The organism is Peteryoungia ipomoeae (genome assembly GCF_004912165.1).
Taxonomy (GTDB): domain Bacteria; phylum Pseudomonadota; class Alphaproteobacteria; order Rhizobiales; family Rhizobiaceae; genus Allorhizobium; species Allorhizobium ipomoeae.
This window is the reverse complement of sequence record NZ_STGV01000004.1, coordinates 24160-48822: the sequence shown is the minus strand read 5'-3', so window position 1 is coordinate 48822 and position 24663 is coordinate 24160. Positions and strand designations below refer to the sequence as shown.

The 24663-nt window shown below is 58.5% G+C and carries 19 protein-coding genes; 8 read left to right on the top strand and 11 right to left on the bottom strand.

Features of this window, described 5'->3' with window-relative positions; all coding sequences use genetic code 11:
* Positions 1–12: 12 nt before the first annotated feature.
* The 8 genes from FAA97_RS12625 (at position 13) to FAA97_RS12590 (ending at position 7844) form a co-directional block, all read left to right on the top strand.
* A complete protein-coding gene (locus FAA97_RS12625; RefSeq protein ID WP_136599296.1) occupies positions 13–1293 on the top strand; it encodes a polyhydroxyalkanoate depolymerase in 1281 nt (426 codons plus the stop codon).
* Between the two features lie 133 nt (positions 1294–1426).
* The gene (locus FAA97_RS12620) at positions 1427–1861 is read left to right on the top strand and encodes a DUF2852 domain-containing protein (protein ID WP_136598915.1); all 435 of its coding nucleotides are present in this window, start codon (positions 1427–1429) and stop codon (positions 1859–1861) included.
* Between the two features lie 94 nt (positions 1862–1955).
* Positions 1956–2714, top strand: a complete 759-nt coding sequence (locus FAA97_RS12615) for a M48 family metallopeptidase (protein WP_136598914.1) — start codon at positions 1956–1958, stop codon at positions 2712–2714.
* 71 nt (positions 2715–2785) lie between these two features.
* Positions 2786–3460 carry a phosphoribosylanthranilate isomerase gene (locus FAA97_RS12610; protein ID WP_136598913.1) on the top strand — a complete coding sequence of 225 codons (675 nt, stop codon included), beginning with the start codon at positions 2786–2788 and terminating at the stop codon, positions 3458–3460.
* Positions 3457–4677 carry a tryptophan synthase subunit beta gene (gene trpB, locus FAA97_RS12605; RefSeq protein ID WP_136598912.1) on the top strand — a complete coding sequence of 407 codons (1221 nt, stop codon included), beginning with the start codon at positions 3457–3459 and terminating at the stop codon, positions 4675–4677. The genes FAA97_RS12610 and trpB overlap by 4 nt, the downstream gene beginning before the upstream one ends.
* A 2-nt stretch (positions 4678–4679) precedes the next feature.
* Entirely contained in the window at positions 4680–5519 is an 840-nt protein-coding gene (gene trpA / locus FAA97_RS12600; RefSeq protein WP_136598911.1) for a tryptophan synthase subunit alpha, read from the top strand.
* A 39-nt stretch (positions 5520–5558) separates the two neighbouring features.
* On the top strand, positions 5559–6461 hold the full coding sequence (gene accD / locus FAA97_RS12595; protein ID WP_136598910.1) for an acetyl-CoA carboxylase, carboxyltransferase subunit beta: 903 nt from the start codon (positions 5559–5561) through the stop codon (positions 6459–6461).
* Between the two features lie 42 nt (positions 6462–6503).
* On the top strand, positions 6504–7844 hold the full coding sequence (locus tag FAA97_RS12590) for a bifunctional folylpolyglutamate synthase/dihydrofolate synthase (protein WP_136599295.1): 1341 nt from the start codon (positions 6504–6506) through the stop codon (positions 7842–7844).
* Between the two features lie 51 nt (positions 7845–7895).
* On the opposite strand, the gene trxA is transcribed toward FAA97_RS12590, so the two are convergent.
* The 11 genes from trxA to FAA97_RS12535 form a co-directional block, all read right to left on the bottom strand.
* Positions 7896–8216: a thioredoxin gene (gene trxA, locus FAA97_RS12585; RefSeq protein ID WP_136598909.1), complete on the bottom strand. Its 321-nt coding sequence runs from the start codon at positions 8214–8216 to the stop codon at positions 7896–7898.
* A gap of 73 nt (positions 8217–8289) precedes the next feature.
* The gene (gene addA, locus FAA97_RS12580) at positions 8290–11850 is read right to left on the bottom strand and encodes a double-strand break repair helicase AddA (RefSeq protein WP_136598908.1); all 3561 of its coding nucleotides are present in this window, start codon (positions 11848–11850) and stop codon (positions 8290–8292) included.
* Positions 11843–15028 carry a double-strand break repair protein AddB gene (addB, locus tag FAA97_RS12575; RefSeq protein WP_136599294.1) on the bottom strand — a complete coding sequence of 1062 codons (3186 nt, stop codon included), beginning with the start codon at positions 15026–15028 and terminating at the stop codon, positions 11843–11845. The genes addA and addB overlap by 8 nt, the downstream gene beginning before the upstream one ends.
* A gap of 2 nt (positions 15029–15030) precedes the next feature.
* Complete coding sequence (locus tag FAA97_RS12570; RefSeq protein WP_136598907.1) at positions 15031–15765, bottom strand: nucleotidyltransferase family protein; 735 nt, start codon at positions 15763–15765, stop codon at positions 15031–15033.
* Positions 15766–15770: 5 nt separating this feature from the next.
* Positions 15771–17300 (bottom strand): tRNA (adenosine(37)-N6)-threonylcarbamoyltransferase complex ATPase subunit type 1 TsaE, encoded by a 1530-nt coding sequence (tsaE, locus tag FAA97_RS12565; protein WP_136598906.1) that lies wholly within the window; start codon positions 17298–17300, stop codon positions 15771–15773.
* Positions 17297–19831 (bottom strand): PAS domain-containing sensor histidine kinase, encoded by a 2535-nt coding sequence (locus FAA97_RS12560; protein WP_136599293.1) that lies wholly within the window; start codon positions 19829–19831, stop codon positions 17297–17299. Before FAA97_RS12560 ends, tsaE begins: the two co-directional genes overlap by 4 nt.
* Positions 19832–20069: 238 nt before the next feature.
* Complete coding sequence (gene ahcY / locus FAA97_RS12555; RefSeq protein WP_136598905.1) at positions 20070–21467, bottom strand: adenosylhomocysteinase; 1398 nt, start codon at positions 21465–21467, stop codon at positions 20070–20072.
* A 143-nt stretch (positions 21468–21610) separates the two neighbouring features.
* Positions 21611–21889 carry an HPr family phosphocarrier protein gene (locus tag FAA97_RS12550; protein ID WP_136598904.1) on the bottom strand — a complete coding sequence of 93 codons (279 nt, stop codon included), beginning with the start codon at positions 21887–21889 and terminating at the stop codon, positions 21611–21613.
* Between the two features lie 2 nt (positions 21890–21891).
* Positions 21892–22293 (bottom strand): PTS sugar transporter subunit IIA, encoded by a 402-nt coding sequence (locus FAA97_RS12545; protein ID WP_136598903.1) that lies wholly within the window; start codon positions 22291–22293, stop codon positions 21892–21894.
* Between the two features lie 113 nt (positions 22294–22406).
* Positions 22407–22865: an HPr kinase/phosphorylase gene (locus FAA97_RS12540; RefSeq protein WP_136598902.1), complete on the bottom strand. Its 459-nt coding sequence runs from the start codon at positions 22863–22865 to the stop codon at positions 22407–22409.
* 1 nt (position 22866) lies between these two features.
* The gene (locus tag FAA97_RS12535; protein ID WP_136598901.1) at positions 22867–24648 is read right to left on the bottom strand and encodes a sensor histidine kinase; all 1782 of its coding nucleotides are present in this window, start codon (positions 24646–24648) and stop codon (positions 22867–22869) included.
* Between the last annotated feature and the right edge of the window lie 15 nt (positions 24649–24663).

The following is a 24663-nucleotide window of genomic DNA, read 5'->3' as shown; positions in this document are numbered from 1 at the left end:
TTGAGGTACGCGATGTTCTATCAACTTTATGAACTGAACCATGCCATGATGGCTCCGTTTCGCGCATCCGCGGATGCGATGAATCTGGCCTGGCGTAATCCATTAAATCCTTGGGCACACACGGTTGTGGGACGCAGTCTGGCTGCGGGTTTCGAAGTGTTTGAAAGGATGACGCGTCGCTACGGCAAGCCGGAGTTCGGTCTCCCCTTTACCAAAGTCGACGATGAAAAGGTTGCCGTTCATGAAGAGATCGTCTGGCGGAAACCCTTTTGTGACCTCATTCATTTCAAACGCGATTTGCCGGCGGGAAGCGAAAAGGGTCCTCGCATCCTGATCGTCGCGCCGATGTCTGGTCACTACGCAACGCTGCTTCGCGGCACGGTCGAAGCCTTAATACAACAGGCCGACGTCTACATCACCGACTGGATCGATGCCCGCATGGTGCCGGTGACTGATGGTGATTTCGACCTAGATGATTACATCGACTATGTGATCGAGATGCTCCGACACCTTGGGCCGGACACCCATGTTGTTGCGGTGTGTCAGCCATCCGTGCCTGTGCTGGCTGCCGTCGCCGTCATGGAAGCGGACAAGGATGTTTGTGCTCCAGCCTCAATGACATTGATGGGTGGACCGATCGATACACGGATCAATCCGACAGCCGTGAATCAGTTGGCGCAAGACCGTCCGCTGGAGTGGTTCAGGGACAACGTCATCATGCAGGTGCCCTGGCCGCAGCCGGGTTTCATGCGCAATGTCTATCCGGGCTTTCTCCAGCTTTCGGGTTTCATGTCTATGAACCTTGATCGACACATGATCGCGCATAAGGACTTCTATATGCACCTCGTGAAGAACGATGGTGAGCCGGCCGAAAAGCACCGCGATTTTTATGATGAATATCTGGCTGTGATGGATCTGACTGCGGAATTCTATCTGCAGACCGTCGATACCGTGTTCATCAAGCACTCGCTCCCCAAGGGCGAAATGATGCATCGCGGAAAACGGGTCGATACCTCGGCGATCCAGACAGTCGCGCTTCTGACGGTCGAGGGTGAGAACGACGACATCTCAGGGGTGGGGCAGACGCACGCGGCACAGACCATTTGCACCAATATTCCAGAGGACAAGCGAATGCACTATGTGCAGCCGGATGTCGGTCACTACGGCGTCTTCAACGGCTCCCGCTTCCGCCGCGAAATTGCACCGCGCATCATCGAATTCGCGAAGGCACATTCCAAGCGCGGTCAGACAACGCCGGTCAAACGGATCATCCGAGGAGGGAAGACGGGCTGAAAGTCCGTTTCCTCGATTTAAGTCAACAGTTCCAGCTATTTCAACGATTGCTTGCGTTCATTTCTTGAACCCGGGGCTTGCCTTTCCCACATCGGTGTCATGGGCATTTCCGCCCCTGATAGAGGAATGGACAATGAACCAGTCAGCAATGCTCCGACCGGATTGGACTCCGGCTACCGTCGCACTGATGGTGCTCGGCTTTGTGGTTTTCTGGCCTCTCGGCCTTGCCATGCTTGCCTACATCCTGTTTGGAGAAAAGTTCCAGACATTCAAACGCGATGCCAATCGTAAGGCAGACGAAGCATTCAATTGGTGCCGCAGCGCCCGGGCGGGGACGCCATTCAGTTCCACTGGAAACGTCGCCTTTGACGACTGGCGCAAGGCCGAACTGGAACGCCTCGATGAGGAACGTCGCAGGCTTGATGAGATGCGCGCCGACTTCGACGCTTATGCGCGTGAACTACGCCGCGCCAAGGATCAGGAAGAGTTCGATCGCTTTATGCGTGATCGGCGCAATTCGCCCGCCAATGCGGATCAAACGCCGCCTACCTATCCGACGACCGCGTAAAGGCATAAGCTACCGACAAGTGAACTGGGCCGGCGTGTTTAAGCGCCGGCCTTTTTCATGTCTTTTCTGACTGCGAATCGGTTAAAACTCGCGCATGCTTCCACTACTTCGAAAGCGAAAACCGCAGCAAAGCTCTGCCCTTGTGCTTGAGCGCAATGTTCCCGTCGATGGCCGGAGCATTCCCTTGACCATCCGCCGACACGATCGGGCGACCCGAATTACGCTTCGGATAGAACCGGGTGGGCGGGCGCTCAAGATGACAGTGCCGATGGGTTTGCGAGATCGAGACATCGACGATTTTCTCGATCGTCATCAAGGTTGGCTCAGCAACCGCCTGAAGCGGCAAAAACACGTCGGGCTGATCGAGGACGGCAGCGACATCATGCTCCGAGGTGTCCCGCACCGGATCGTTCATACTGGTGAAATGCGCGGTTTGACGCGGTCGATCGACAGTGAGATCGGGCATGTACTGAGCGTCAGCGGTCTCGAGGATCATCTGCCCAGACGGGTAGCGGATTTTTTGAAGAAGGAAGCGCGCAGGGATCTTGAACCCTTGGTGGCCAGGTACGCTGCCCAGGTAGGTAAACCGGCTCGAAGCATGACGCTCAAGGATACGCGGAGCCGCTGGGGATCCTGCTCCTGGGATGGCAAGTTGAGTTTTTCCTGGCGTATCGTCATGGCTCCGCCTTCCGTCATCGACTACCTGGCGGCCCATGAGGTGGCGCATCTGCGCGAGATGAACCATGGGCCGGCATTCTGGTCTTTGTGCAAGGAGCTTTGTCCTGAGATGGACGAGGCGAAGGCTTGGCTCAAGCGAAATGGATCGGCTCTTCACGCGATCGACTTTGCCTGAGCGGTGACACCGGTGCAGCATGCGTCGCAATTTGGCTCGACTCTTTCGACATTTCGTGCGACTTCGCTGCCATGAGACCCGAAATCAAGATCTGCGGATTGAAAACGCCGGAGGCGGTCGATCGTGCTGCCGAGCGCGGAGCGAGCCATATAGGCTTCATCTTTTTCGACAAGAGCCCGCGCAACATCGAGCCGGATATTGCCGGCGCACTGGCTGATCGGGTGAGAGGCCGGGTCAAGTCAGTCGCCGTGACAGTCGATGCCGACAATGACGAACTCGATGAAATCATTGCACTGATGCGCCCGGATATTCTTCAGTTCCACGGCAAGGAAAGCCCCGAGCGTGTACTGACCATCAAGGCTGTCACCGGCTTACCGGTCATGAAGGCATTTTCCATTCGTGACGCTGATGATTTGAAGCGTATCGAGCCCTATATCGGGATTGCGGATCGCTTCCTTTTTGATGCGAAGCCGCCTGCGGGATCGGATCTGCCTGGGGGCAACGGCGTGAGCTTCGATTGGTCCTTGCTGGGTTCGCTTGACGAGAGCGTTGATTACATGCTTTCCGGTGGACTCAATAAGGACAACATTGCCGCCGCATTGTCCGAAACCGGTGCGCGGGCGATTGATGTTTCGTCAGGTGTCGAAAGTGCGCCTGGCGTTAAGGATCTGCAGTTGATGGACGAATTTTTCGCGGCTGTTGCCGAGGCCTCTCGGCAGCGGGCGCATTCAGGGAGCGTCAAGTGAACCAGTCACCGAAACCGAATTCCTTCCGCGAAGGACCTGATGAAGATGGCCGCTTTGGCATCTTTGGCGGGCGCTTTGTCGCCGAAACCCTGATGCCGCTCATCATTGATTTGCAGGCGGAATGGGAAAAGGCCAAGACGGACGAGGCGTTTCAGGCGGAACTGGCCCATCTCAACACCCACTATACGGGCCGACCAAGCCCGCTTTATTTTGCCGAGCGGCTGACCGAAGAGCTGGGCGGCGCGAAGATCTATTTCAAGCGCGACGAGCTGAACCACACCGGTTCGCACAAGATCAACAACTGCCTCGGCCAGATCCTTCTGGCCAAGCGCATGGGCAAGACACGTATCATCGCTGAAACCGGCGCCGGCCAGCACGGAGTTGCTTCCGCGACCGTGGCTGCCCGCTTCGGGATCCCCTGTGTTGTCTATATGGGTGCGACGGATGTCGAGCGTCAGGCTCCGAATGTCTTCCGCATGAAGCTCTTGGGTGCGGAAGTGAAGCCGGTGACGGCAGGACATGGCACCCTGAAGGACGCCATGAACGAGGCGCTTCGCGATTGGGTCACCAATGTCGACGACACTTACTACATGATCGGCACGGCTGCCGGCCCGCATCCCTATCCGGAAATGGTGCGAGACTTCCAGTCGGTCATCGGCCGCGAAACGCGCGAGCAGATGCTGGCCGCGGAAGGTCGTCTGCCTGACATGCTGATCGCAGCCGTTGGCGGCGGATCCAACGCGATCGGTCTCTTCCACCCATTCCTCGATGATGACAGCGTCCGTATCGTTGGCGTCGAAGCCGGTGGTAAGGGCCTTGAAGGCGAAGAACATTGCGCCTCCCTGACGGCTGGTTCACCGGGCGTCTTGCATGGCAACCGCACCTATCTGCTTCAGGATGGTGACGGCCAGATCAAGGAAGGCCATTCGATCTCGGCCGGCCTCGATTATCCGGGTATCGGTCCTGAGCATTCCTGGTTGAAGGACATGGGCCGTGTCGAATATGTACCGATCAAAGATGACGAGGCGCTCGCTGCGTTCCAGTTGCTGACCCGCACGGAAGGCATCATCCCGGCTCTGGAGCCGAGCCACGCGCTCGCCGAAGTGATCAAGCGTGCACCAACCATGCGCAAGGATCAGATCATCGTCATGAATCTCTGCGGACGCGGAGACAAGGACATTTTCACCGTTGGCAAAATTCTGGGAATGGGGCTCTGATCATGACGGCGCGCATGGACAAACGGTTTGCCGACCTGAAGGCTGAAGGCCGCCCGGCACTGGTCACCTATTTCATGGGCGGCGATCCGGATTACGCGACCTCGCTTGAAATCATGAAGGCACTGCCCGCGGCAGGTTCCGATGTCATCGAACTCGGCATGCCTTTCTCGGATCCGATGGCAGATGGTCCAGCGATCCAGCTGGCCGGTCAGCGCGCGCTAAAGGCGGGCCAGACCCTGAGGAAGACCCTCGAACTTGCCCGTGAGTTCCGCAAGGACGATCAGGACACGCCGATCGTTCTCATGGGGTACTACAACCCGATCTACATCTACGGTGTTGAATCCTTCCTGGACGATGCGCTCGCAGCTGGCATCGACGGCTTGATCGTCGTCGACCTGCCGCCTGAAATGGATGATGAATTGTGCATCCCGGCGCGCAGCCGCGATATCAATTTCATCCGTCTGGCCACGCCGACCACCGATGACAAGCGCCTGCCGACTGTTCTGCAGAACACCTCCGGTTTCGTCTACTATGTTTCGATGAATGGCATTACCGGCTCGGCACTGCCTGATCCGTCGCGCGTGGCAGGCGCGGTCCAGCGCATCAAGGCCCATACCGATCTGCCAATCTGTGTTGGCTTCGGTGTGAAGACAGCTGAACATGCGCGCCTGATCGGTGCCAATGCCGACGGTGTTGTTGTCGGCACCGCAATCGTCAATCAGGTTGCAAACAATCTCACTGCCGATGGGAAAGCTACCGCCGATACCGTTCAGGCTGTGGCCACCTTGGTTCGGGGGCTCTCCACGGGTGTGCGCAGTGCGCGCCTTGCCGCTGCCGAATAAACGTCCCACATAAGGCTGACAAAGTCAGGAGTAACTCGCGTGAACTGGATCACCAACTATGTGCGCCCGCGCATCAATTCCATGCTGGGCCGTCGAGAAGTTCCAGAAAACCTCTGGATCAAGTGCCCTGAAACGGGCGAGATGGTCTTCCACAAAGACCTCGAAGAGAACAAGTGGGTTATTCCGGCCTCCGGCTACCATATGAAGATGCCGGCGAAGGACCGTCTGATCGATCTCTTCGATGGCGGTGACTTCGAGGCGCTGCCTCAGCCGAAGGTCGCACAGGATCCTCTGAAGTTCCGTGACTCCAAGAAGTACACGGACCGTCTGCGCGACAGCCGTCTGAAAACCGAGCAGGAAGATACAATTCTCGCGGGTGTGGGCAGGGTCCGGGGCTTGAAACTCGTTGCCGTCGTGCATGAGTTCAGCTTCATGGGTGGATCGCTTGGCATCGCAGCCGGTGAGGCTATCGTGAAAGCCTTCGAGCGGGCCATCAAGGAAAAGTGCCCGCTGGTGATGTTCCCGGCTTCGGGCGGTGCCCGCATGCAGGAGGGTATTTTGTCCCTGATGCAGTTGCCCCGTACGACAGTTGCCGTGAATATGCTCAAGGAAGCCGGGCTTCCCTATATTGTTGTTCTGACCAACCCGACCACCGGCGGGGTCACAGCCTCCTATGCGATGCTTGGTGATCTGCACATTGCCGAACCGGGGGCTGAGATCTGCTTCGCTGGCAAGCGCGTCATCGAGCAGACGATCCGCGAAAAGCTGCCCGAAGGCTTCCAGACCTCGGAATATCTCCTGGAACACGGCATGGTCGACATGGTGATCAGCCGTCATGAGATCCCCGACACGCTTGCGCGGGTCCTCAAGATCATGATGAAGCAGCCTGTCGAAAGACTTGCAATCAAGGGTCCTGCCGCAGCAGTTCAGGCATCTGCCTGAACTGAAAATTCCATATGAACAGCGTTCGCGGCAAAGATGACGATGACAATCCCCGAAGCGAGCCAGGCTGAGGCCGAGATTGAAAAGCTTCTGGGCTTGCATCCCAAAGGCTTTGACCTCTCGCTCGACAGAATCACGCGCCTTTTGGCCGTGCTTGGCAAGCCGCACCTGAAGCTGCCGCCCGTCATCCACGTGGCGGGCACCAATGGCAAGGGATCGGTTTCTGCCTTTTGCAGAGCGCTGCTTGAGGCCCAGGGTCTCGCTGTTCACGTACACACCTCTCCGCATCTCGTGCGCTGGCATGAACGCTATCGCATTGGCCGCAAAAATGGTCGTGGGCAAATCGTCGAGGATGACCTTTTTGCCGATGCTCTTCGGCGTGTGGCATTAGCCAATGCCGGCCAGAAGATTACAGTGTTCGAGATCCTGACTGCGGTTACCTTCATCCTGTTTTCAGAGCAGCCAGCGGACGTTGTTGTTCTGGAAGTCGGCCTTGGCGGCCGTTTTGATGCGACCAATGTCATTGCAGCCCCTGCGGTTTGCGTCATCCAGCCCATATCGCTCGATCATCAGGCTTATCTAGGCGATCGTGTCGAGCTGATCGCTGCAGAAAAAGGCGGTATCATTAAACGCGGCGTGCCGGTTGTCATCGGCCATCAGGAATTTGATGCCGCCCGCGATGTCTTGATCTCAATTGCCGAGCGGCTGTCCTGCCCGCTCAGTGTCTATGGACAGGATTTTCTGGCTTTCGAAGAATTTGGCCGAATGGTCTACCAAGATGAATTTGGTCTGATGGACCTGCCGTTGCCACGACTTCCCGGCCGGCATCAGCTTGGCAATGCCGCAACGGCAATTCGGGCGGTCAAGGCAGCCGGTTTCGCCGTTTCGGATGCCGTCGCAGAGACGGCCATGCAAAGCGTTGAATGGCCCGGACGCCTGCAAAGGCTTGGTGAAGGTGACCTGGTTGCCCTGGCGCCTGCGGGAGCAGAGATCTGGCTCGACGGTGGTCACAACCCCGGTGCCGGCGAAGTTATCGCCGAGGCAATGGCTGGAATGGAGGAGCGCCAGACGAGGCCGCTCTACCTCGTTTCGGGCATGATCAACACCAAGGATCCGGTCGGCTACTTCAGACCCTTTGTCGACCTCGCCCAGGCCGTCTATACCGTGCCAATTGAAGGCTCTGATGTGGGGCTCGATCCCGTCGCACTTGCGCAGTCCGCAGCCGAGGCAGGACTGCGGGCCCGGCCTGCAAGTTCTGTTGGCGAAGCCTTGCGGTTGATTGCCGAAGCAACCACCGCCGGACCAGCACCGCGTATTCTCATTGGTGGATCACTCTATCTTGCCGGAAATGTGCTGGCGCAAAACAACACGATCCCCACATGAAAAAAGCCCGGTATTGCCGGGCTTTTCACTCGTGTCTAAGCAGAGAAGAGATCAGGCAGCACCTGCAATCCAGCTGGACAAGGCAGTCTTCGGGGCCGCGCCGACCTTGATGTCAGCGACTTCGCCACCCTTGAAAACGGCAAGCGTTGGGATCGAACGCACGCCGAACTGGGCCGCCAGTTCCGGGTTTTCGTCGATGTTGAGCTTGGCGATCTTCACCTTGCCGGCGAGTTCGTTGGAAATTTCCTCAAGGCTTGGCGCAATCATCTTGCATGGACCGCACCATTCGGCCCAGAAATCCACAACGACCGGTTCGGCGGCGTCGAGAACTTCGGCCTGAAAGTTGGACTTGTCGACTGTTACGGTAGCCATAGGGCTCTCCTTCGTGATTTGGACTTGCACCATATGTGATGCCGCGCAGGTGTCATTTCAATAACCGGGTATCTCACGACGTCTCGATATCGGCAAGGGATCGGTTCAGCGTTGCATCATCCAGCCGAAGCGTTGTCCCGGATTCTGTATAGACCAACCAGCATTCCACCGTTTTTTGCGGATAAAGCGGTTTCAGAATGTCGCGGTAGATGGCGAGTTGTACCCGGTGAGACAATGGTGCCTGCTCGGCGGTTTCCGGAGACTGCCGATTGGTTTTGTAGTCGGCAATGATGACCTTGTCGGCCAGAACAGCCATTCGGTCGACCCGGCCCGACACGGCGCGGGGCTCGCGATTAAGCTCGATCGTGCCCATCACGGAAACTTCCGCTTCGCTGTTTTCGGCAAACAGGGCTGAAAGTTCCTCTGATTCAAGGACACTCATCACAGTCTCCACCAGCCTCAGGCGCTCCGCTGCCGGCCAGAAGCGCGCCGCACGCTCGGCATAACGCTCCGCAGCCTCCCGCCTCTCGTGCTGTGGGATGGCTGGAAGGTTTTGCAGCATGCGATGAACCAATCGGCCTTTCTGCAGTGCGATCCCTGCTTTTTCCGTGGCGGTGAAAAGTCTCGATGTCGTTAGGACTTCGGGTGTCTCGTCAAGCACCAGACTTCCTGCGGTCGATGGACTAAGCGGGCGCGGCAGGCGAGGTGGTGGCGGCAGCGGACGCCATAGGGTTGGGGGCAAGCTGTGTTCGGACTGAAACTCTGTGGATTCCGCGTCGAATGGCAGCTGCAGTTCGGGCTCTTCGAATTGCCAGCGTAAACCGCTCCATGTGCCATCCGGTCCAGAAAGTTCCACCTCAGTCGAATGGACCTCATCGGCGCCTAAGGCCTCCGAGACCATGCGATGCCAGATCTCGCCGGTATCCAGCACGCCACGATAGCCTGCTATGATCAGCTGGTCGGCGGCCCGCGTCATGCCGACGTAAAGGAGGCGACGATATTCTTCCTCAGCCTGACCGCGACGCCGATCGGTATCGTGCTGCACGAGCGAATTTGCCTGGGTTTTTGACGGCACCCAGATAGGGATGGGAGCACCATTGGAGCCTTCCAGCAGGCGGAGCTTGGCAAGGTGATTGGGGTTGAAAGGCTTGGAACCGCCATCGACCAGGAAGACGATCGGCGCTTCCAGACCTTTCGAGGCATGAACCGTCATGATGCGGACTTCGTTTCGCTCCTTGTCCTGCTCACGCTTGACTTCTGGTGCTTCCAATTCAAGCGTCGAGACGAAGGACTGGAGGCCCGGCAGGCCACTGGTCTCGAAGGCAAGCGCAAAGCCCAGAAATTCATCAAGAATATCGCTTACTTCGGAGCCGAGGCGGCCGAGATAGGCTTTGCGACCGCCGTGAAGACCCAGAACGCGCGCATAGAAGTCGTGCACCGAAAAGGTCTTCGATTTATCGATAAACATCTCAATTTGGGTAACCGTCACTTTGAAGGGCGAGCCCGGGACTTCTGATATCTCCTTCAGGCGGTGAAACAGCGATTGCTGGTCTTGACGGTCAGCAGCCAAAGCCATCAACTCGTCTTCGCTATGGTTGAACAGCGGGCTTTTGAGCAGGGCTGCAAGCGAGAGATCATCTGCGGGCAAAAGGAGAAATCGACCAAGCGCTAGCAAATCCTGAACAGCTATATGGCTGGTCAGTTTCAGGCGGTCCGCGCCGGCAACGGGGACATTGTAAGGGCGTTTCAAGGCGCGCGTCAGCCCGTTGACAAAGCCATCGCGCTTGCGAACGAGGACCAGGATGTCGCCAGGTTGAACCAGACGTTTGCGGCCTTTCTCAATAATCATCTCGCGACCCACCATTTCTGAAATCCGATGGGCAATGCGTCGGGCGAGACGGGCTGAAGGCGCGCTTTCCGGTGTCGAATCGAACGGTGCCGTCCAGTCCTCGCTTTTTTCCTGCTTTTCAGCGGCAATCATCTCCCAGACTTCGACGGTCCCGGGATGACCAATGCGGCTCGACTGGTGATCGACAGCCTCTCCCGCAGCACTCAAGCCTCTGCGGTTCTGCGGTGCCTCGAAGACCTTGTCGACGGCCCCAAGCACCGAGCGCGTCGAGCGAAAGGAGAGGGGAAGACGAACTGTGTTGAAGGTTTGGCCGCCGTTGAGAACTGCCCTTTCTGTCTGCAGTGCTTCTTGCGAAAACTGCTCTGGCCTTGCCCCCTGAAAAGAATAGATCGATTGCTTCTCATCGCCGACCGCAAAGAAGGTTCTGAGAACAGGCCTTGCACCAAGCCCACTGAAAAAGTCCTGGCGCAGCGAACGGATAACCGACCATTGCACCGGGCTCGTATCCTGGGCTTCGTCCACGAGAATATGATCGATCCCCTGGTCGAGCTTGTAGTGGACCCATGGACCGACATCTCCTCGCTTCAGGAGATCGGAAGTCCGAACAATCAGATCTTCAAAGTCGAGCTGTGAGCGGCGCTTCTTGAGTTCCTCATAGTCCCGGTCAAGCCGGCCTGCGAGGGTGAGAGCTGCAACAGTTGCCTGATACATCCGGTAGATCCGCAACCGATCACGCATCAGCATCACATGGTCACGGGCAATCGCCAACGCATCCTTCAGCTGCGGGACTACTTTTGCCATCGCGGCTGAAACCAGTGAACTGTCTGCTTTTGGCGTTTCCGATTTTGTGAGGAAGGCCCGTTCGGTCAGAAGCGCACGTGTCAGTGGCTCCCGCTCCAGGAAGGCGCGTTCCAGTGCTTCGGCGCTGTCCCTGACCTTTTCGCCGCCCTTTTCAAAGGCAAGCTCCAAATAGACAGGCAGAACCTCCGAAGTGAGGCCGGGGAGCGGCCAGAAATCCAGAGCCCTCGAGAGTTCCGTTTCGGATTGCCCAATGCCCAGCGCCTGGCGAAGGGTGGTGTCCACGCCACCGTTTAACGCGGCTGACTGTTCAAAGTGTCTCAAGGCGTGCCGGTTCGAAACGACATCGGCCAGAAGACCCTCAAGTCCGGTTTCATCGGCAGTGCTCAAGACATGCGCGAAGGCCTCCGCAAGCTGGGCATCGCCCTCGCTGGATGTTGCTGTCAGAAGCGATCGCCTGGCCTCGGCAAGCAGGCTTGAGGCGGCCCGATCATCAAGAACGCTGAAATGGCCGGCAACATTGGCTTCCAGCGGAAACTGGTGCAGCAAGGCCTCGCAGAAGGCGTGAATGGTTTGGATCTTCAAGCCGCCTGGCGTCTCTAGCGCTTTGGCAAAGAGCTGCCGGGCCTTGGCAAGCGTTGCCCGATCTGGCTGCTTTTGTTCGATCGCGCTAAGGCGTGACGCAAGTGCCTCATCGTCAAGCGTGACCCATTCCGCCAGCCGTTCAAACACGCGGTTCGACATCTCCGAGGCGGCGGCTTTGGTGTAGGTGAGGCACAAGATCGAGGACGGTCGCGCGCCCGCGAGCAGCAGACGGATTACCCGTTGGGTCAGCACGTGGGTTTTGCCGGAACCGGCATTTGCCGAAACCCAGGCGGAATGCTCCGGATGGGAGGCGCGCGACTGCTGTGTCGTTGTCCAATCGAGCCACTTTTTGGGATCGGCATCGCCAGCCAGGACATCCGGTTCGCTGTTCACATCAGTCATAGCCGCCTGCTTCCTCCGGTTCGGCCGTTGACCACTCTGCAACACGAGCAAGGTGATCATATTCCCCGCCGAAACTATTTTGTTCTGCTGGGATCAGGCGCGAGACATAGCCGCGTTCGCCGCTTTGCAACGCATGAACAAAGCGACCGAGCTCATCGACGGATTGCTGAGCCAACTCAACTGCGGATTTCTTGTTGTCCGTGCGGGTAGCGAGTTCATTATTGACCTGATCGACATCAAAGCGGTCTGAGGGGCGCAGCCGGACATACAGCAAGTTTTCCGGCACCGCCTTGCCGACGGGTTTGAAGGCGCCCTGCATCAGGGCTGCCGCCTCCAGGGCCAGCTGTGGATCGAGCAGGCTTCTGGCCTGGGGCGCGCTGGGGCTGATGCCGGTTTTGTAGTCGATGATATCGACGTGATTGGCAGCCTTGATGTCTATCCTGTCGGCAATGCCGCTGATGGTGATGCCGACGGGTTCCAGCAAGACACTGCCCCGCAATTCCGTCAGCGAGCGGCGAATGGTTGGCTTGCGTTCCCGTTCCCAGGCCAGGAAAGATCGGGCCACATCATGAAACCGTTGCCGCCAGACGATGTCGATGTGCAAAGGAAGCCGCTCCCGATCGAATTCCTCGTCGGTGATATCGCGAAGCAGCTTTTCTGCATCGAGTCGTGCCGGATCGTGACCCTCACGAACAAAACGTTCGACGATACGGTGATAGAGCGTGCCCCGTTCGGCCGCACCCGGATCCTGATTGAACGGATCTACCGGGTCGAGTTTCAGGATACGGCGGGCATAGATGGCATACGGATCGCGTCTGAAGCGTCCTACTTCGGAAAAACTGAAGGCACGCGGCTGGAGTTCCGCCGGAGGGCGTGGTGCGGGGCGCTGGGCGGGGGCCTGGCTTCCCCCCTGGTCAATCAGGTCGGCATAGTGCCGCAGCAGGGCTCCTCGATCCCGCATCGCCTTTTCAAGCTCATGGCCGCCCAAGGCCAGCAATCGCTGCAGCCAGCGCGACGAAACCGTCGGAGCCGAACCGGAGCGAAGCGAACGCGAGAAGATCAGCTGACGCGTGCCGCAGGCCATCTGGAAGTCGTGGGCCACCTGGCCGATCTGTCGTTCCGGCGGCTCAAGACCGATCTCGGTCTTCATCATGCGCGACAGAAAGGGGTTGTTCTTCGTCTGGCTTGGCCAGCTTCCTTCATTCATGCCGCCGATAACCATCATGTCGACATTCTGAAGCCGTGCTTCGAGCGTACCGAATATGAACACGCGTGGATGGCGCATGGCCTGTGGCTTCACCGCTTGGCCTGCCATCAGCGCGACAAGGATGTCGACCCATTCCGGCCCGTCGGCCTCGATCTGGCCCTCAGCCTCGATAACTTGGCCGAGCAGGCCGGCAAGCGCTTCGCCCGCGGGATTTCCCCAAAGTCCTTCCAGGCTTTCCTTGTCGTCGACAGTAACCGCCTCGAGCACGCGGCCAGTGCGCTCGGCCCAGTCTTTGAGTGGGAGCCGCATGCTGGTCGCGCGCCCCGACGGTGTGCGGGCGAGGGCGGATACCAGCGGCTCGACCGCTGCCGCGATGCGCGTTGCCAGAAGGCGTGCCAATTCCAGGGCTTCGGCAGAAGCGCTGCGACGCCAATGGGGTTGATGCCGGTCTTCAAGATGGGCCGCAAGCCCCTCCTCGAATAGCATCGAGATCTCTGCCAGATCAAGCGGGTTCTTACCCCCACGCAGCGCGATCACTTCAAGCGTGTCGGCAGCCAACTTGGCTGTCTCCGCATCGAAACCGAACCGCGCAAGGGGGTGCTTGATCAGTGAAACGATTGCCACCGGATCTCCCGGACGGAGGCAGGCTTCCGTTACAACCTGTGCCAGCATGGCTTCTTGCGTGCCGGTCAAGGGTGTGCCGGCTGAATCGTCCGCGTCAATATCGAACCGTGCAAGCTCCGCCATCACGCGACGGGCGAGCGCCCGGTCGGGCGTGATCAGCGCCACCCGGCTGTCTGGGATTTCAGAATTGCTGAGGCCAAGCCTGAGCGCAATCGCAATGGCCGTCGCCTCCTCGCGTTCATTGGCAGCCTCAATCAGGCTCACATCCGCAAAAGCATCAAGGACGCGTTGTGTCGCAATCCCTTCTCGCCATGCCTTCCAAGTGTCGGTGGCTTGAGCAGGTGCCATGGCTTGCGACAGAATTGCAGCACGATCGGCCAGATCGTTGGGCGATGCCTCAAGCGTTTTCACGTCGTCGCGATAGACCCGCATTTCACGAAGAAGATGGGCCAATCCATATTGCGGATGGCCACGCAACGCGGGATCAGGACGCAGCAGCGCAGACGTCCTGTCATCGAGCTTGCTCCAATCGTCTTCAGCCATGTCCAGATCAAGCCCCGGCAAGACCACAACGCCCTGCTCGAGTTCGGCAATGGCCGCGATCAGCTCGGCCGCTGCCGGGATAGAGCCGGTAGAGCCGGCGACGATGATCGGGCCGGTCGAGCCTGTCCTTCGAATGCGATCTGCTTCCGCTCGCAACACAGCATCCCGGTGACGAGCGGGAGAGGAGCGGTCGAGTTCATTGAGGCGCTCGGGCCAGAAAGCCGATGCGATCTTCAGGAACGCGAGGGTGAGCTGCCACCAGGAGCCAAAATCGGCCGATTGCAGATTTTCGAGATTGGACCAGTCACAGCCCTCTGTCTCGGCGGCTTCGATCAGTTCGGTCAGCGCCCGGCCAAGCCAGACGGCATCGGCAGGGCTTGCGGGCGCAACCAGTGGCGTATCTGAGTGGATGGACCGCACGATTTCCGGCAGCTGATTGCGCCAGGCGAGAATGAGGCGCGCCAGCTCAAGCAGCATCACAGTGCCGCTGACGGGCGGCGCGAGATCCATCAAGGATGGCGTTTCAACATCGAAATAGCCGCTGTCATCGTCGGTTTCACCGAGAGGGCGAATATTGGGAAGAATGGCAGAGCGCCCGCCCAGGAGATCAACGAACTCGGAGCGCAACACGCGGGCCGCACGACGGGTGGGCACGAGGATCGTAACACCGGCCAGTGCCAGTGGGGTGTCAGGATCATACCGATACGTCTCGATCAGCCGACCGTCGAGGAGCGCTCGGGCAAGACTGTTCAGGAAGGGACGCCCGGGCGGAATGGTGAAGAGCCGCGGCTGCCGCGCGACCATCGTCAAGCGCCTTTCCGATAGCGTTGAACAACGGCTTCCGCAGGCGCGATGGCATCAGGCGTGCCGACGGTCAGCCATTCCCCGTGCAAGCGCATGCCGTATAGGCGCCCCGCTCCGATGGCACGATCAAAGTAGCGGTTGAGATTGAAGGGCTCTTTCGGCGCATCCGCCAGGAAGCTTGGCATGAGAGCGAAGGCACCAGCATAGACCACTGGGTCTGTAGCGCCCTCCACATAACGTGTCAGCCTGCCGTCAGGTGATAACGAGAAATCTTTCTTGCCGTTGTGTCCTGTTGTCTTTTCCAGCCCTACACAGAGCATCGCCATATCCATACGCTCAGGGTCGAACCACCGCGAAAGCCGGGCGAGATTGGATTGCGATCCCCCCTCGTCGCCGACCCAGAAGAGGTCGGCATTCATCACGAGGCAGGGCAGATCCTGCTCAAGCAGCGATAATCCTTTGGCAAGGCCGCCGCCCGAATCCATCAGTTGGCTGCGTTCGTCCGAAATCAGGATCCGCATATCTGTGATGGAGACCAGATGATCCTCCATCTGGTCAGCGTGGTGGTGCACATTGACCACGAGCGTTTCGACGCCGGCGTCTCGCAATGCCTCGATGGCGTAGTCAATCATCGGCTTTCCGCCGATTTTGACCAGGGGCTTCGGAAGGCGATCGGTAATAGGCCGCATTCGCGTGCCCAGTCCGGCCGCTAGGATCATGGCTTGTCTGATGGTCATCTGGCTTACGTCGGTGATTCGGATGGATTGATTCCAACCCGTGCATACCAGGCGCGCAAGGGGGCAAGCACCGGATGTTCGAAAGCGATGCCAAGATGGCGGATCGTGCGCGGCATGTGAGCCATATAGCCGGGTTTGCCGTCCCGGTCTTTCAGCCTTACCCAGAGGCCAAGAAGTTTGCAGGACCGCTGCGCGGCCATGATGGCAAAGGCCTTGTGGAACGATGCAACATCAAAGGCCGGATCAGCACTGCGGGCCTCTACATAATCTGAAAGAAGGTTGTCCATGAGCGCACGGTCAACCGTTACCCTGGCGTCCTGAACCAGCGAGGCCACATCATAAGCGGCCGGGCCAATCATGGCGTCCTGGAAATCGATGAGGCCCACCCGGTCAGTCCCAATTTTGTCGGCACGCCAGATGATGTTCGGGGAGTGAAAGTCACGAAGCACAATCGAGCGCTCGCAATCTGCGAGGTGGTCAATCAGGCCGTTCCAGATTTCGAGGTAATCCGCGCGTTCTTCAGCGGTCGCGGCCCCCCCGCCACGACGATGCGGAATGTACCAGTCCAGCAGCAATTCCGTTTCGAACTTCATCGCCGCCCGGTCGAAATCCGGAATGACGTGCATTTGCCCGCCTGGCAGAGCGATCCGCGTTTCAAGCGGCGCCTGATGAATGGCTGCAAGGCAGAGAACGCTTTCGCGGTAGCGCTCTGCGATCGGCTTCCTTTCGGCATCGATGACACCATCGCTGCCCAGGTCTTCAAGCAACAATATACCTTGATCGAGATCTGCAGCATGAATGGCAGGCGCGGCGAAGCCCCAGCCGCGAAGCAGCTGATCGATAGCGATGAAGGGCAGCAGGTCTTCTGCCAGATGAACCAGCTGGGAATAGGGTTTTCCGTCGCGGATTGGCGGTCCGTTCGGCCGCTTCGGCGCGTCCATCAGCACCAGGCGCTCTGCGCCATCGCCGGGATAGATCACCTCATAGGCTCGGCTGGAGGCATCGCCCGTCAGATGCCGTCGCTTGGCCGTTGCCAATTCATTGTCTACCAGAAAGGACCGGATCGTCAGGACACGCCGGATCCGCGCCAATTTTGGCTCAGGTGCCACAACCGTCACCGTGCGCCCACCGGATGATGGAAAGGCAAAGCTGATCGAGATGGTTTCTTTCGGCAGCGAACGTGCAGCCTTGCTTGGCCACTCGACCAGACAAATGCCCTCACTCAGGGCATCATGAAAGCCGAGTTCATCCAGTTCGCTTTCGTCGGACAGGCGATATAGGTCGAAATGTGCGACCGGCAGACGCAAATGATAACTCTGAACCAGGGTGAAGGTCGGGCTTGGCACTTCCAGTTCGGGATCATCCGCCATCGCCCGCAAGAGGGCGCGGGCGGTGGTCGATTTCCCGGCGCCGAGATCGCCTTCCAGCGCGACGCAGTCGCCGATCGACAATGCCAGTGCCAGATCTTCGCCGAACTGGATGGTTGCCGGTTCATCGGCCAGATGGATCGTGATCGGCGCCGTCTGCTCGTTCATTCTGCCGCGACGATCAGATGCGGTGCCGCGGCTGATGGAATACGGCAATTCACGGTTGTGCCATTGCCCGGAGTGCTCTCGATCGAAACCTTGCCATGATGCAAGTTGACGAAGCTCTGGACGATGGAAAGTCCGAGCCCGGGACCGCTGCGTTTTCCGCCCCGAGAATTGGTCGAAAAGCGATCGAAGACCGTCGCCAAGACGTCAGGGCTAATGCCACAACCGGCGTCGGACACGGAGAAGACGAAGTCTGACCCCTCGCGCCAGCATTTCATCGCAACGGTGCTTCCTTCCGGCGCGAAATTGACGGCGTTGGTGAGGATCTTGATCAGGATCTGTTTGAGACGCTGCCGGTCAGCAATCAGATGACCGAGCTGCGATGAGGCCGCAATTTCGAGTGTTACGCCACCTTCCTGAAGGCGATCGGTCATCTGCATCGACACGTCATCTAGCAGATCGCTGAGATCAATCTCGGAATAATCGAGCTGCATGATGCCTGCATCAACGGTCGCGAGATCCAGGATGTCGTTGACGATGGTCAGCAGCACGGCAGAGGATGTCGAGATATGGTCCACATACTCGGCCTGGCGTTCGGTCAACGTGCCCGTCGACGGCGTTTTCAGGAGATCGGTGAACCCGATGATATTGGTCAGCGGCGAGCGCAGTTCGTACGAGACGTGCTGAACGAAATCGTTCTTCAACTCATCCGCCTTGCGCAATGCGTCGTTCTTTTCCTTAAGCGCACGTTCAGCACGCACGCTGTCGGTCATGTTGACGAAGGTCAGCATCGTCTGGGCATTCGGGAGCGGCGTGACAGCATAGTCAAGCACCAGGCCGGAGAAGAGTTCGAGCGTTCCCTGACGGGACGGCCGCTCATCCTCGAAACTGGTAATCATGCTGCCAAAGGCTTTCCAACCATCGGCGCGATCATAGGACGGCGTACAGGCGGCCTCGATGAGGCGGATATGCGTGCCGACAGCCGTTTGCTCTTCCGTCACACCCCAGAGTGCGCGGAAGGCCGGGTTCGACAGCTGAATGCGACCGTCGGGCCCGAACACCGCGACACCTTCCGAGAGGTGGTCAATCGTTTCGCCCTGCACCCTGAGCAAGGTGTTGTAGCGTGTTTCCAGGCTGACCTGTTCGGTGAGGTTTTCGAATACCCAGGTCGCGCCGCCTTGGGGGTGCGCCGAGGCAATCACCCGCAAAGTCTGTCCATCCGGCAGATGCCAGATATCGGTTTGTGTCTCGATGCTGCGATAGACGGAAAGAGTATTCTCCTTCCATGACTTCCAACTCAGCTCTTCCGGCAGTTTGTGCGCAGCGCGCAGCTTATCGAGCAGCTCGCTGTGATCCGGACGAGAATCGAGGAATTTCTGGTCGAGTTCCCACATCTGGCAGAAAGCCTGATTGTAGAATTGTAGGCGCCTGTCGCCATCGAAGATCGCAACCGGGGTGGCCAAATGGTCGAGCGTCTCGGCGTGGCTCTTTAGCGTCCGAAGCAATTCTTCGCGAAGCCCTTCGGCCGAAGACACGTCTACCGCCATGCCGCAGGAGCCAGCAGGACTGCGAACGTCGACAACGTCGAAGAATGTCCGGGCACCGCGAACGGCCGTCGACACGGTGTCGTGGAACGGCGATTCTGCCGTTGCCGTCGCTTTGATCTTTTGGCGCGCAAGCGTCGGCAGGATCTCGCGACCCTCGCCGATAACCTGCTCCGACGAATTGGCCTCGGCGGCTTCGCAATAGGCCTGGTTGACCCAGGTCAGGCGACCTTCGCTGTCGCGCTGCCAGACAGGCTGCTCGATCGAGTTCAGCAACGATTCGAAATTGGCGATCGAGTTACGCAGACGGTTGCGCTCGATCTTCAGTTCGGCCAGCTCCGCACGCAGGTTGTTCAGTGCGAGAAAATGGGCGAAGGCCCGACCGCCGGAAAGGCGTCCCTGGACTTCGATCACTTCGCCGCGAAGCGTTTCGACGACAAGGTCGAAGCTTCTGGCATCGGTGCGCAGGGCCTCGATGGATTTGTCGACTTCCGCCGCGGAATGCGGTTTCAACCAGCGGCCAAAGGCAAGAAAATCGACATCAGCCTGGGGTGCGCCGGTTTCCGGAGGCAGCTGGCCCAGGAATTCAGGCTTGCCGGTATGGCCATCCCAAATGACGATCCGTCTGTTCTTGTCTGCGATAAAGGCCTGATAGCGCGAGATCTTCTGCTGAGTGTCCGAAAGGGCGGATCGCAGATCCTGGCTTTCGCTCTCAAGTCGATTGCGCTGCCGCAGCAACCACAAAGCCGAAACGAGTGCAGCCGACAGAGCCCCGCCAACGAGGGCATAGCCCGCCATGTCGACACTGGTGACCGAACCCAGCACGGGATAAATCTGCTGGGCAATGGCCGTTTGCGGAAACAAAGCGGCAGGCGCCAGTGCGCTGACACTTGAAAACAGCTGCTTACGGGTGAAGCGCTGCCAGAGGCCAGCCTGACTGGCCTCGATCACGGTCCAGAGCGACCGATAAACAGGAATACCGGCCATCATAGCCGTTGCCCGCGCAAGCGGGGTGCGTTGATCTACCGACATTCTCGGTCTGTCTCCGTCTTATTATGTGCCGCATCGTCGACAAGACATCCGTGTTCGCGAGGCGCGAAATCCCCACGAATCAAGTGTTTAAACAATACCGCTGAAGCCCAAGGTCGGGAAGGCCAGACGCCAAAAAAGAAGGCGCGACCTTTGTCAAGGTCGCGCCCACTAGATGTAGTTATTGTACAGCTATTTATTAATAGCGGTAGTGCTCTGCCTTGAAGGGACCTGCTGGCGTGACGCCGATATAGCTGGCCTGCTCTTCCGAAAGAGTCGTCAGCTTCGCGCCCAGCTTGTCGAGGTGCAATTTGGCAACCTTTTCATCGAGATGCTTCGGCAGGACATAGACACCTGGCTTGTATTCATCGGTCTTGGTGAACAGCTCGATCTGACCCAGGACCTGGTTGGTGAAGGAGGCTGACATCACGAAGGACGGATGACCTGTGGCATTGCCGAGGTTGAGAAGACGACCTTCCGACAGCAGAATCATGCGGTTACCCTTGGGGAACTCGATCATGTCGACCTGCGGCTTGATATTGGTCCACTTCAGATTGCGCAGGGCGGCAACCTGGATCTCATTGTCAAAGTGGCCGATATTGCCGACGATGGCCATATCCTTCATCTCGCGCATGTGCTCGATGCGGATGACGTCCTTGTTGCCGGTGGTGGTGATGAAGATATCGGCCGAGGAGACGACGTCTTCCAGCGTGACAACTTCAAAGCCGTCCATGGCGGCCTGCAGGGCGCAGATCGGGTCGACTTCGGTCACCTTGACGCGCGCGCCGGCACCACTCAGAGAGGCGGCCGAGCCCTTGCCCACATCACCGTAACCACAGACCACGGCAACCTTGCCGGCCATCATCACGTCGGTGCCGCGGCGGATACCGTCGACCAGCGATTCCTTGCAGCCATACTTGTTGTCGAACTTCGACTTGGTGACGCTGTCATTGACGTTGATGGCCGGGAAGGGAAGGAGGCCCTTCTTGGCGAGTTCATAGAGACGGTGCACGCCTGTCGTCGTTTCCTCGGTCACGCCCTTGATGGCATCACGCTGCTTGGTGAACCAGCCCGGCGAAGCCTGAAGCCGCTTCTTGATCTGCGCGAACAGGATTTCCTCTTCCTCGGAACCCGGAGTCGACAGCACGTCTTCGCCAGCTTCGGCGCGCGCGCCGAGCAGGATGTACATGGTCGCATCGCCACCGTCGTCGAGGATCATGTTGGATACGCCGCCATCGGTCCACTGGAAGATCCGGTCGGTGTAGTCCCAGTATTCGGTCAGGCTCTCGCCCTTCACGGCAAAGACTGGAACACCAGTGGCCGCGATCGCAGCTGCGGCATGATCCTGGGTCGAGAAAATGTTGCAGGAGGCCCAGCGGACGTCAGCGCCAAGAGCGACCAAGGTTTCAATCAGAACAGCGGTCTGGATGGTCATGTGCAGGGAGCCGGTGATGCGGGCGCCCTTGAGCGGCTTGCTCGCGCCGAACTCGTCACGGCAAGCCATGAGGCCCGGCATTTCGGTTTCGGCGATGCTGATTTCCTTGCGGCCGAACTCGGCAAGGCCGATATCGGCGATAACGTAATCGTGCTGGCTCATAAAATTCTCCGGCTGTTCTGGATGGCGCAAGGCCACCGATCACTGCCCGCAGAGACATCCGCGGATCTGATCGCCTTCTATCAGGGAACAGCGGACCACGCAATCTGACATAAAGAAGTCTTTATGTCTTTATGTCAGCAGGGTTACATTTCTTCGCCGAAGCGGTCTGCAACCAACTGCGTCAGTGCATCGAGCACATCTTGAGCCTGAACCCCGGTCGCCGAGACGGTGATGAAACAGCCGGGGCTGGCTGCGAGCATCATCAACCCCATGATCGACGAGCCACCGACCGTCGTGCCGTCCTTTGAAACGCTGACATGGGCGTCGTAGCCGCCAACGGTCTGTACGAACTTGGCGGACGCACGAGCATGCAGCCCGCGCTTGTTGATGATCAGAAGATCCCGGGTCAGATCGCTCGACATGTTCACTTCCCGCTCAGAACGCGGCTGGCAACATTGATGTATTTGCGACCGGCTTCCGATGCGTCAATCAGGCATTTGTCCATGTCGTTGCCGCCACGAATACCGGCAAGCTTGATCAGCATCGGCAGGTTCACGCCAGCAATGACTTCAACTTTGCCACTGTTCATGATCGAGATGGCGAGATTGGAAGGGGTTCCGCCGAACATATCGGTCAGGATGATCACGCCGTTTCCGTCATTTGCACTTGCAACTGCCGCGACTATATCGTCTCGACGGCGATCCATATCGTCCTCGGGACCGATCGACACCGTCTCGATGAGTTTTTGAGGTCCAACGACGTGCTCTACCGCATGAAGAAACTCTTCAGCCAGCTTGCCATGGGTGACAAGCACAAGTCCGATCATTCTCAACTGTCCCTTAGCACAATTTTTGCCAGTTAGCGGATGAAGCGAGCTGCATCTACCGACCGCCGGCCATCATGTCCATGAATATGCGAAGTGCAAGCCAAAAGCGCGCATTATACGTCAAAAGAAGCGCGGCTCTTCAACAATGCGAGCGCCAAAGAAAGCGGGTTGCGGCTCCAGGCTGGTATTCTGAGCAAAGGAAGCGCAATGCGCTCGGTCAGCTGGAAGACTTCATTTTCGCGCGGCAGGCGTTGTTTTTCGTCCGGCGGAACAAGGGTGGCGACCGCGTGTAGCATCGCTTCGTCGACGGCAGGAAGCTGTACAATGCCTGCATAGCGCAACTCGAGAAAACCTCGGATTGTGTCAGGCGCTCGTCCCTTGATGCCATCCCTATCGGCGTGAACCAGCAGCTGGTCGTCTGAAATCAGCCGGGCTTCAAGACCGAGCATTTTTGCCTCGCACAGGCAGTCGAACGCTAGTGAAGACTTGCCGCTCCCGGAGGGACCGACAAAAACGAGGCCAATCCCGCCAACGGAGATCGCTGTGGCATGAACGTTTTGCCAATCGCTCATGTCACGGAGCCGGATTGACGGGCAGGGTCAGGATGAAGCGAGCACCTGTGACATTGCCATCCGGGCCGGCAACATTCTCAGCCCGCAAGGTACCGCCATGGGCTTCGGCAATTTGGCGACTGATTGAGAGGCCGAGGCCTGAATTCTGGCCAAAGCTCTCGCTGCCGGGGCGGTCCGTATAGAAGCGCTCAAAGATCCGGTCGATATCTTCAGCCTGGATCCCTGGACCATTGTCTTCAATCTGAATCTTACAGGCCGCTTTGGTTCGCGATAGTCGGACGACGATCCTGCCCTCATTGTCAGGAACGAAAGAGCGTGCATTTTCAATCAAGTTGGTGACGATCTGGCCCAGGCGAAGATCGTGGCCGTGTACGATGTATTTCTGCCTCGGGCTTCCCGGCTTCCTATCCAGAACATAGTCGATGGTGACCGCGCGCTTGCCGCTGCGGATCTCTCTCGAAATGTCGACCAGGCTAGACAGCAGAACCTCCAAGTCCACAGGTTTCGCGTCCGAGCGCGCCAATTCGGCGTCCAAACGGGAAGCGTCGGAGATGTCGCTTATCAAGCGATCCAGCCGGCGCACATCGTGCTGGATAATGTCCATCAAGCGCTGACGCGATTGATCGGTCTTGGCAAGCGGCAAGGTTTCCACAGCCGAGCGTAGCGAGGTCAACGGGTTCTTGAGCTCGTGGCTTACATCGGCCGCAAAGCTCTCGATCGCATCGATTCGGTCGTAGAGCGCTGTTGTCATTTCGCGAAGCGCAATCGAGAGATTGCCGATCTCATCCTGGCGCACGGAGAAATCGGGGATCTCTTCGCGTTCTTTTGCCCCGCGTCGCACACGGATGGCCGCCGCTGACAGTCGGCGCAACGGGTTTGCAATGGTCGAGGAGAGCAAAAGGGAGACCACGATGTTGACCAGGGTCGCAACGCCGAAGACTCGCAGGATTGCAAGGCGCTCGGCATGAACGATCTTGTCGATGTCGCCTGCCTGCGTCGACAGAAGAAGCACGCCGAGCACGGCGCGGGACCGCTGGACTGGTACGGCGACGGAAACGATCAATTCGCCCTGGTCCGTCACGCGAACAACTGCGCCGCGCACCCCGGTCAGTGCATTCATGACTTCAGGATAAATCGACCCGTCTCCGCCGGGCGCTTCGCGATAGACCGGCAAGTTTCCGGGCTGCAGGATCGTATTGAAAAGTCTCGTAATCCAGTCGGTGATGCTGGTGGTGTCATTGTCGACAGGTGGCAAGTCGAAACGCAACACCTGACCGCGCGAATAAAGATGCCGGGAATCGAGGAGCAGTGTGGCATCCGCATCGAAAAGCCTGGCCCGGATGCGCGTGGGTGTAATGAGACGTCTAAGGACCGGAGCGACACGCTCCGGGTTGATCGGAAACTCAAGGTTTTCGTCATTTGGCAGCGGCGTGATGCTCTGTCCAGCCTGGAGTTCGAGCAGCTTCTCAGGGTCGATGGTGATCGAATTCGTATCGACGGAGGCCGACGCGGAAACCGCAGCTGCGATGATCTCACCCTGCGTCAGCAGACTTTCGACGCGGGCATCGATCAGTCCCTCGCGGAACTGATTGAGATACATGATGCCACCGACAAGGACGATCAGAGCTGCGAGGTTGAAAAAGACGATACGTCTGGTCAGGCTCGAGAAAAGGGCGTGACCGAAGATCCGGCGAATGAGCGTAAAGGGATGCGCATAGGGCCGCGACCGTTCCGAGGAGCCTTCAAACTCCTCCAGATTTCCCTCTTCAACCGGTGTGGCCAAGTGTTACCCCTTCAT

Bases quoted from the DNA above. Each gene is read 5' to 3' on its own strand.
- FAA97_RS12625 (WP_136599296.1), top strand. From the start codon at position 13: ATGTTCTATCAACTTTATGAACTGAACCATGCCATGATGGCTCCGTTT.
- FAA97_RS12620 (WP_136598915.1), top strand. From the start codon at position 1,427: ATGAACCAGTCAGCAATGCTCCGACCGGATTGGACTCCGGCTACCGTC.
- FAA97_RS12615 (WP_136598914.1), top strand. From the start codon at position 1,956: ATGCTTCCACTACTTCGAAAGCGAAAACCGCAGCAAAGCTCTGCCCTT.
- FAA97_RS12610 (WP_136598913.1), top strand. From the start codon at position 2,786: ATGAGACCCGAAATCAAGATCTGCGGATTGAAAACGCCGGAGGCGGTC.
- trpA (WP_136598911.1), top strand. From the start codon at position 4,680: ATGACGGCGCGCATGGACAAACGGTTTGCCGACCTGAAGGCTGAAGGC.
- FAA97_RS12590 (WP_136599295.1), top strand. From the start codon at position 6,504: ATGACAATCCCCGAAGCGAGCCAGGCTGAGGCCGAGATTGAAAAGCTT.
- trxA (WP_136598909.1), bottom strand. From the start codon at position 8,216: ATGGCTACCGTAACAGTCGACAAGTCCAACTTTCAGGCCGAAGTTCTC.
- addA (WP_136598908.1), bottom strand. From the start codon at position 11,850: ATGACTGATGTGAACAGCGAACCGGATGTCCTGGCTGGCGATGCCGAT.
- addB (WP_136599294.1), bottom strand. From the start codon at position 15,028: ATGGTCGCGCGGCAGCCGCGGCTCTTCACCATTCCGCCCGGGCGTCCC.
- FAA97_RS12570 (WP_136598907.1), bottom strand. From the start codon at position 15,765: ATGACCATCAGACAAGCCATGATCCTAGCGGCCGGACTGGGCACGCGA.
- tsaE (WP_136598906.1), bottom strand. From the start codon at position 17,300: ATGAACGAGCAGACGGCGCCGATCACGATCCATCTGGCCGATGAACCG.
- FAA97_RS12560 (WP_136599293.1), bottom strand. From the start codon at position 19,831: ATGATGGCCGGTATTCCTGTTTATCGGTCGCTCTGGACCGTGATCGAG.
- ahcY (WP_136598905.1), bottom strand. From the start codon at position 21,467: ATGAGCCAGCACGATTACGTTATCGCCGATATCGGCCTTGCCGAGTTC.
- FAA97_RS12550 (WP_136598904.1), bottom strand. From the start codon at position 21,889: ATGTCGAGCGATCTGACCCGGGATCTTCTGATCATCAACAAGCGCGGG.
- FAA97_RS12545 (WP_136598903.1), bottom strand. From the start codon at position 22,293: ATGATCGGACTTGTGCTTGTCACCCATGGCAAGCTGGCTGAAGAGTTT.
- FAA97_RS12540 (WP_136598902.1), bottom strand. From the start codon at position 22,865: ATGAGCGATTGGCAAAACGTTCATGCCACAGCGATCTCCGTTGGCGGG.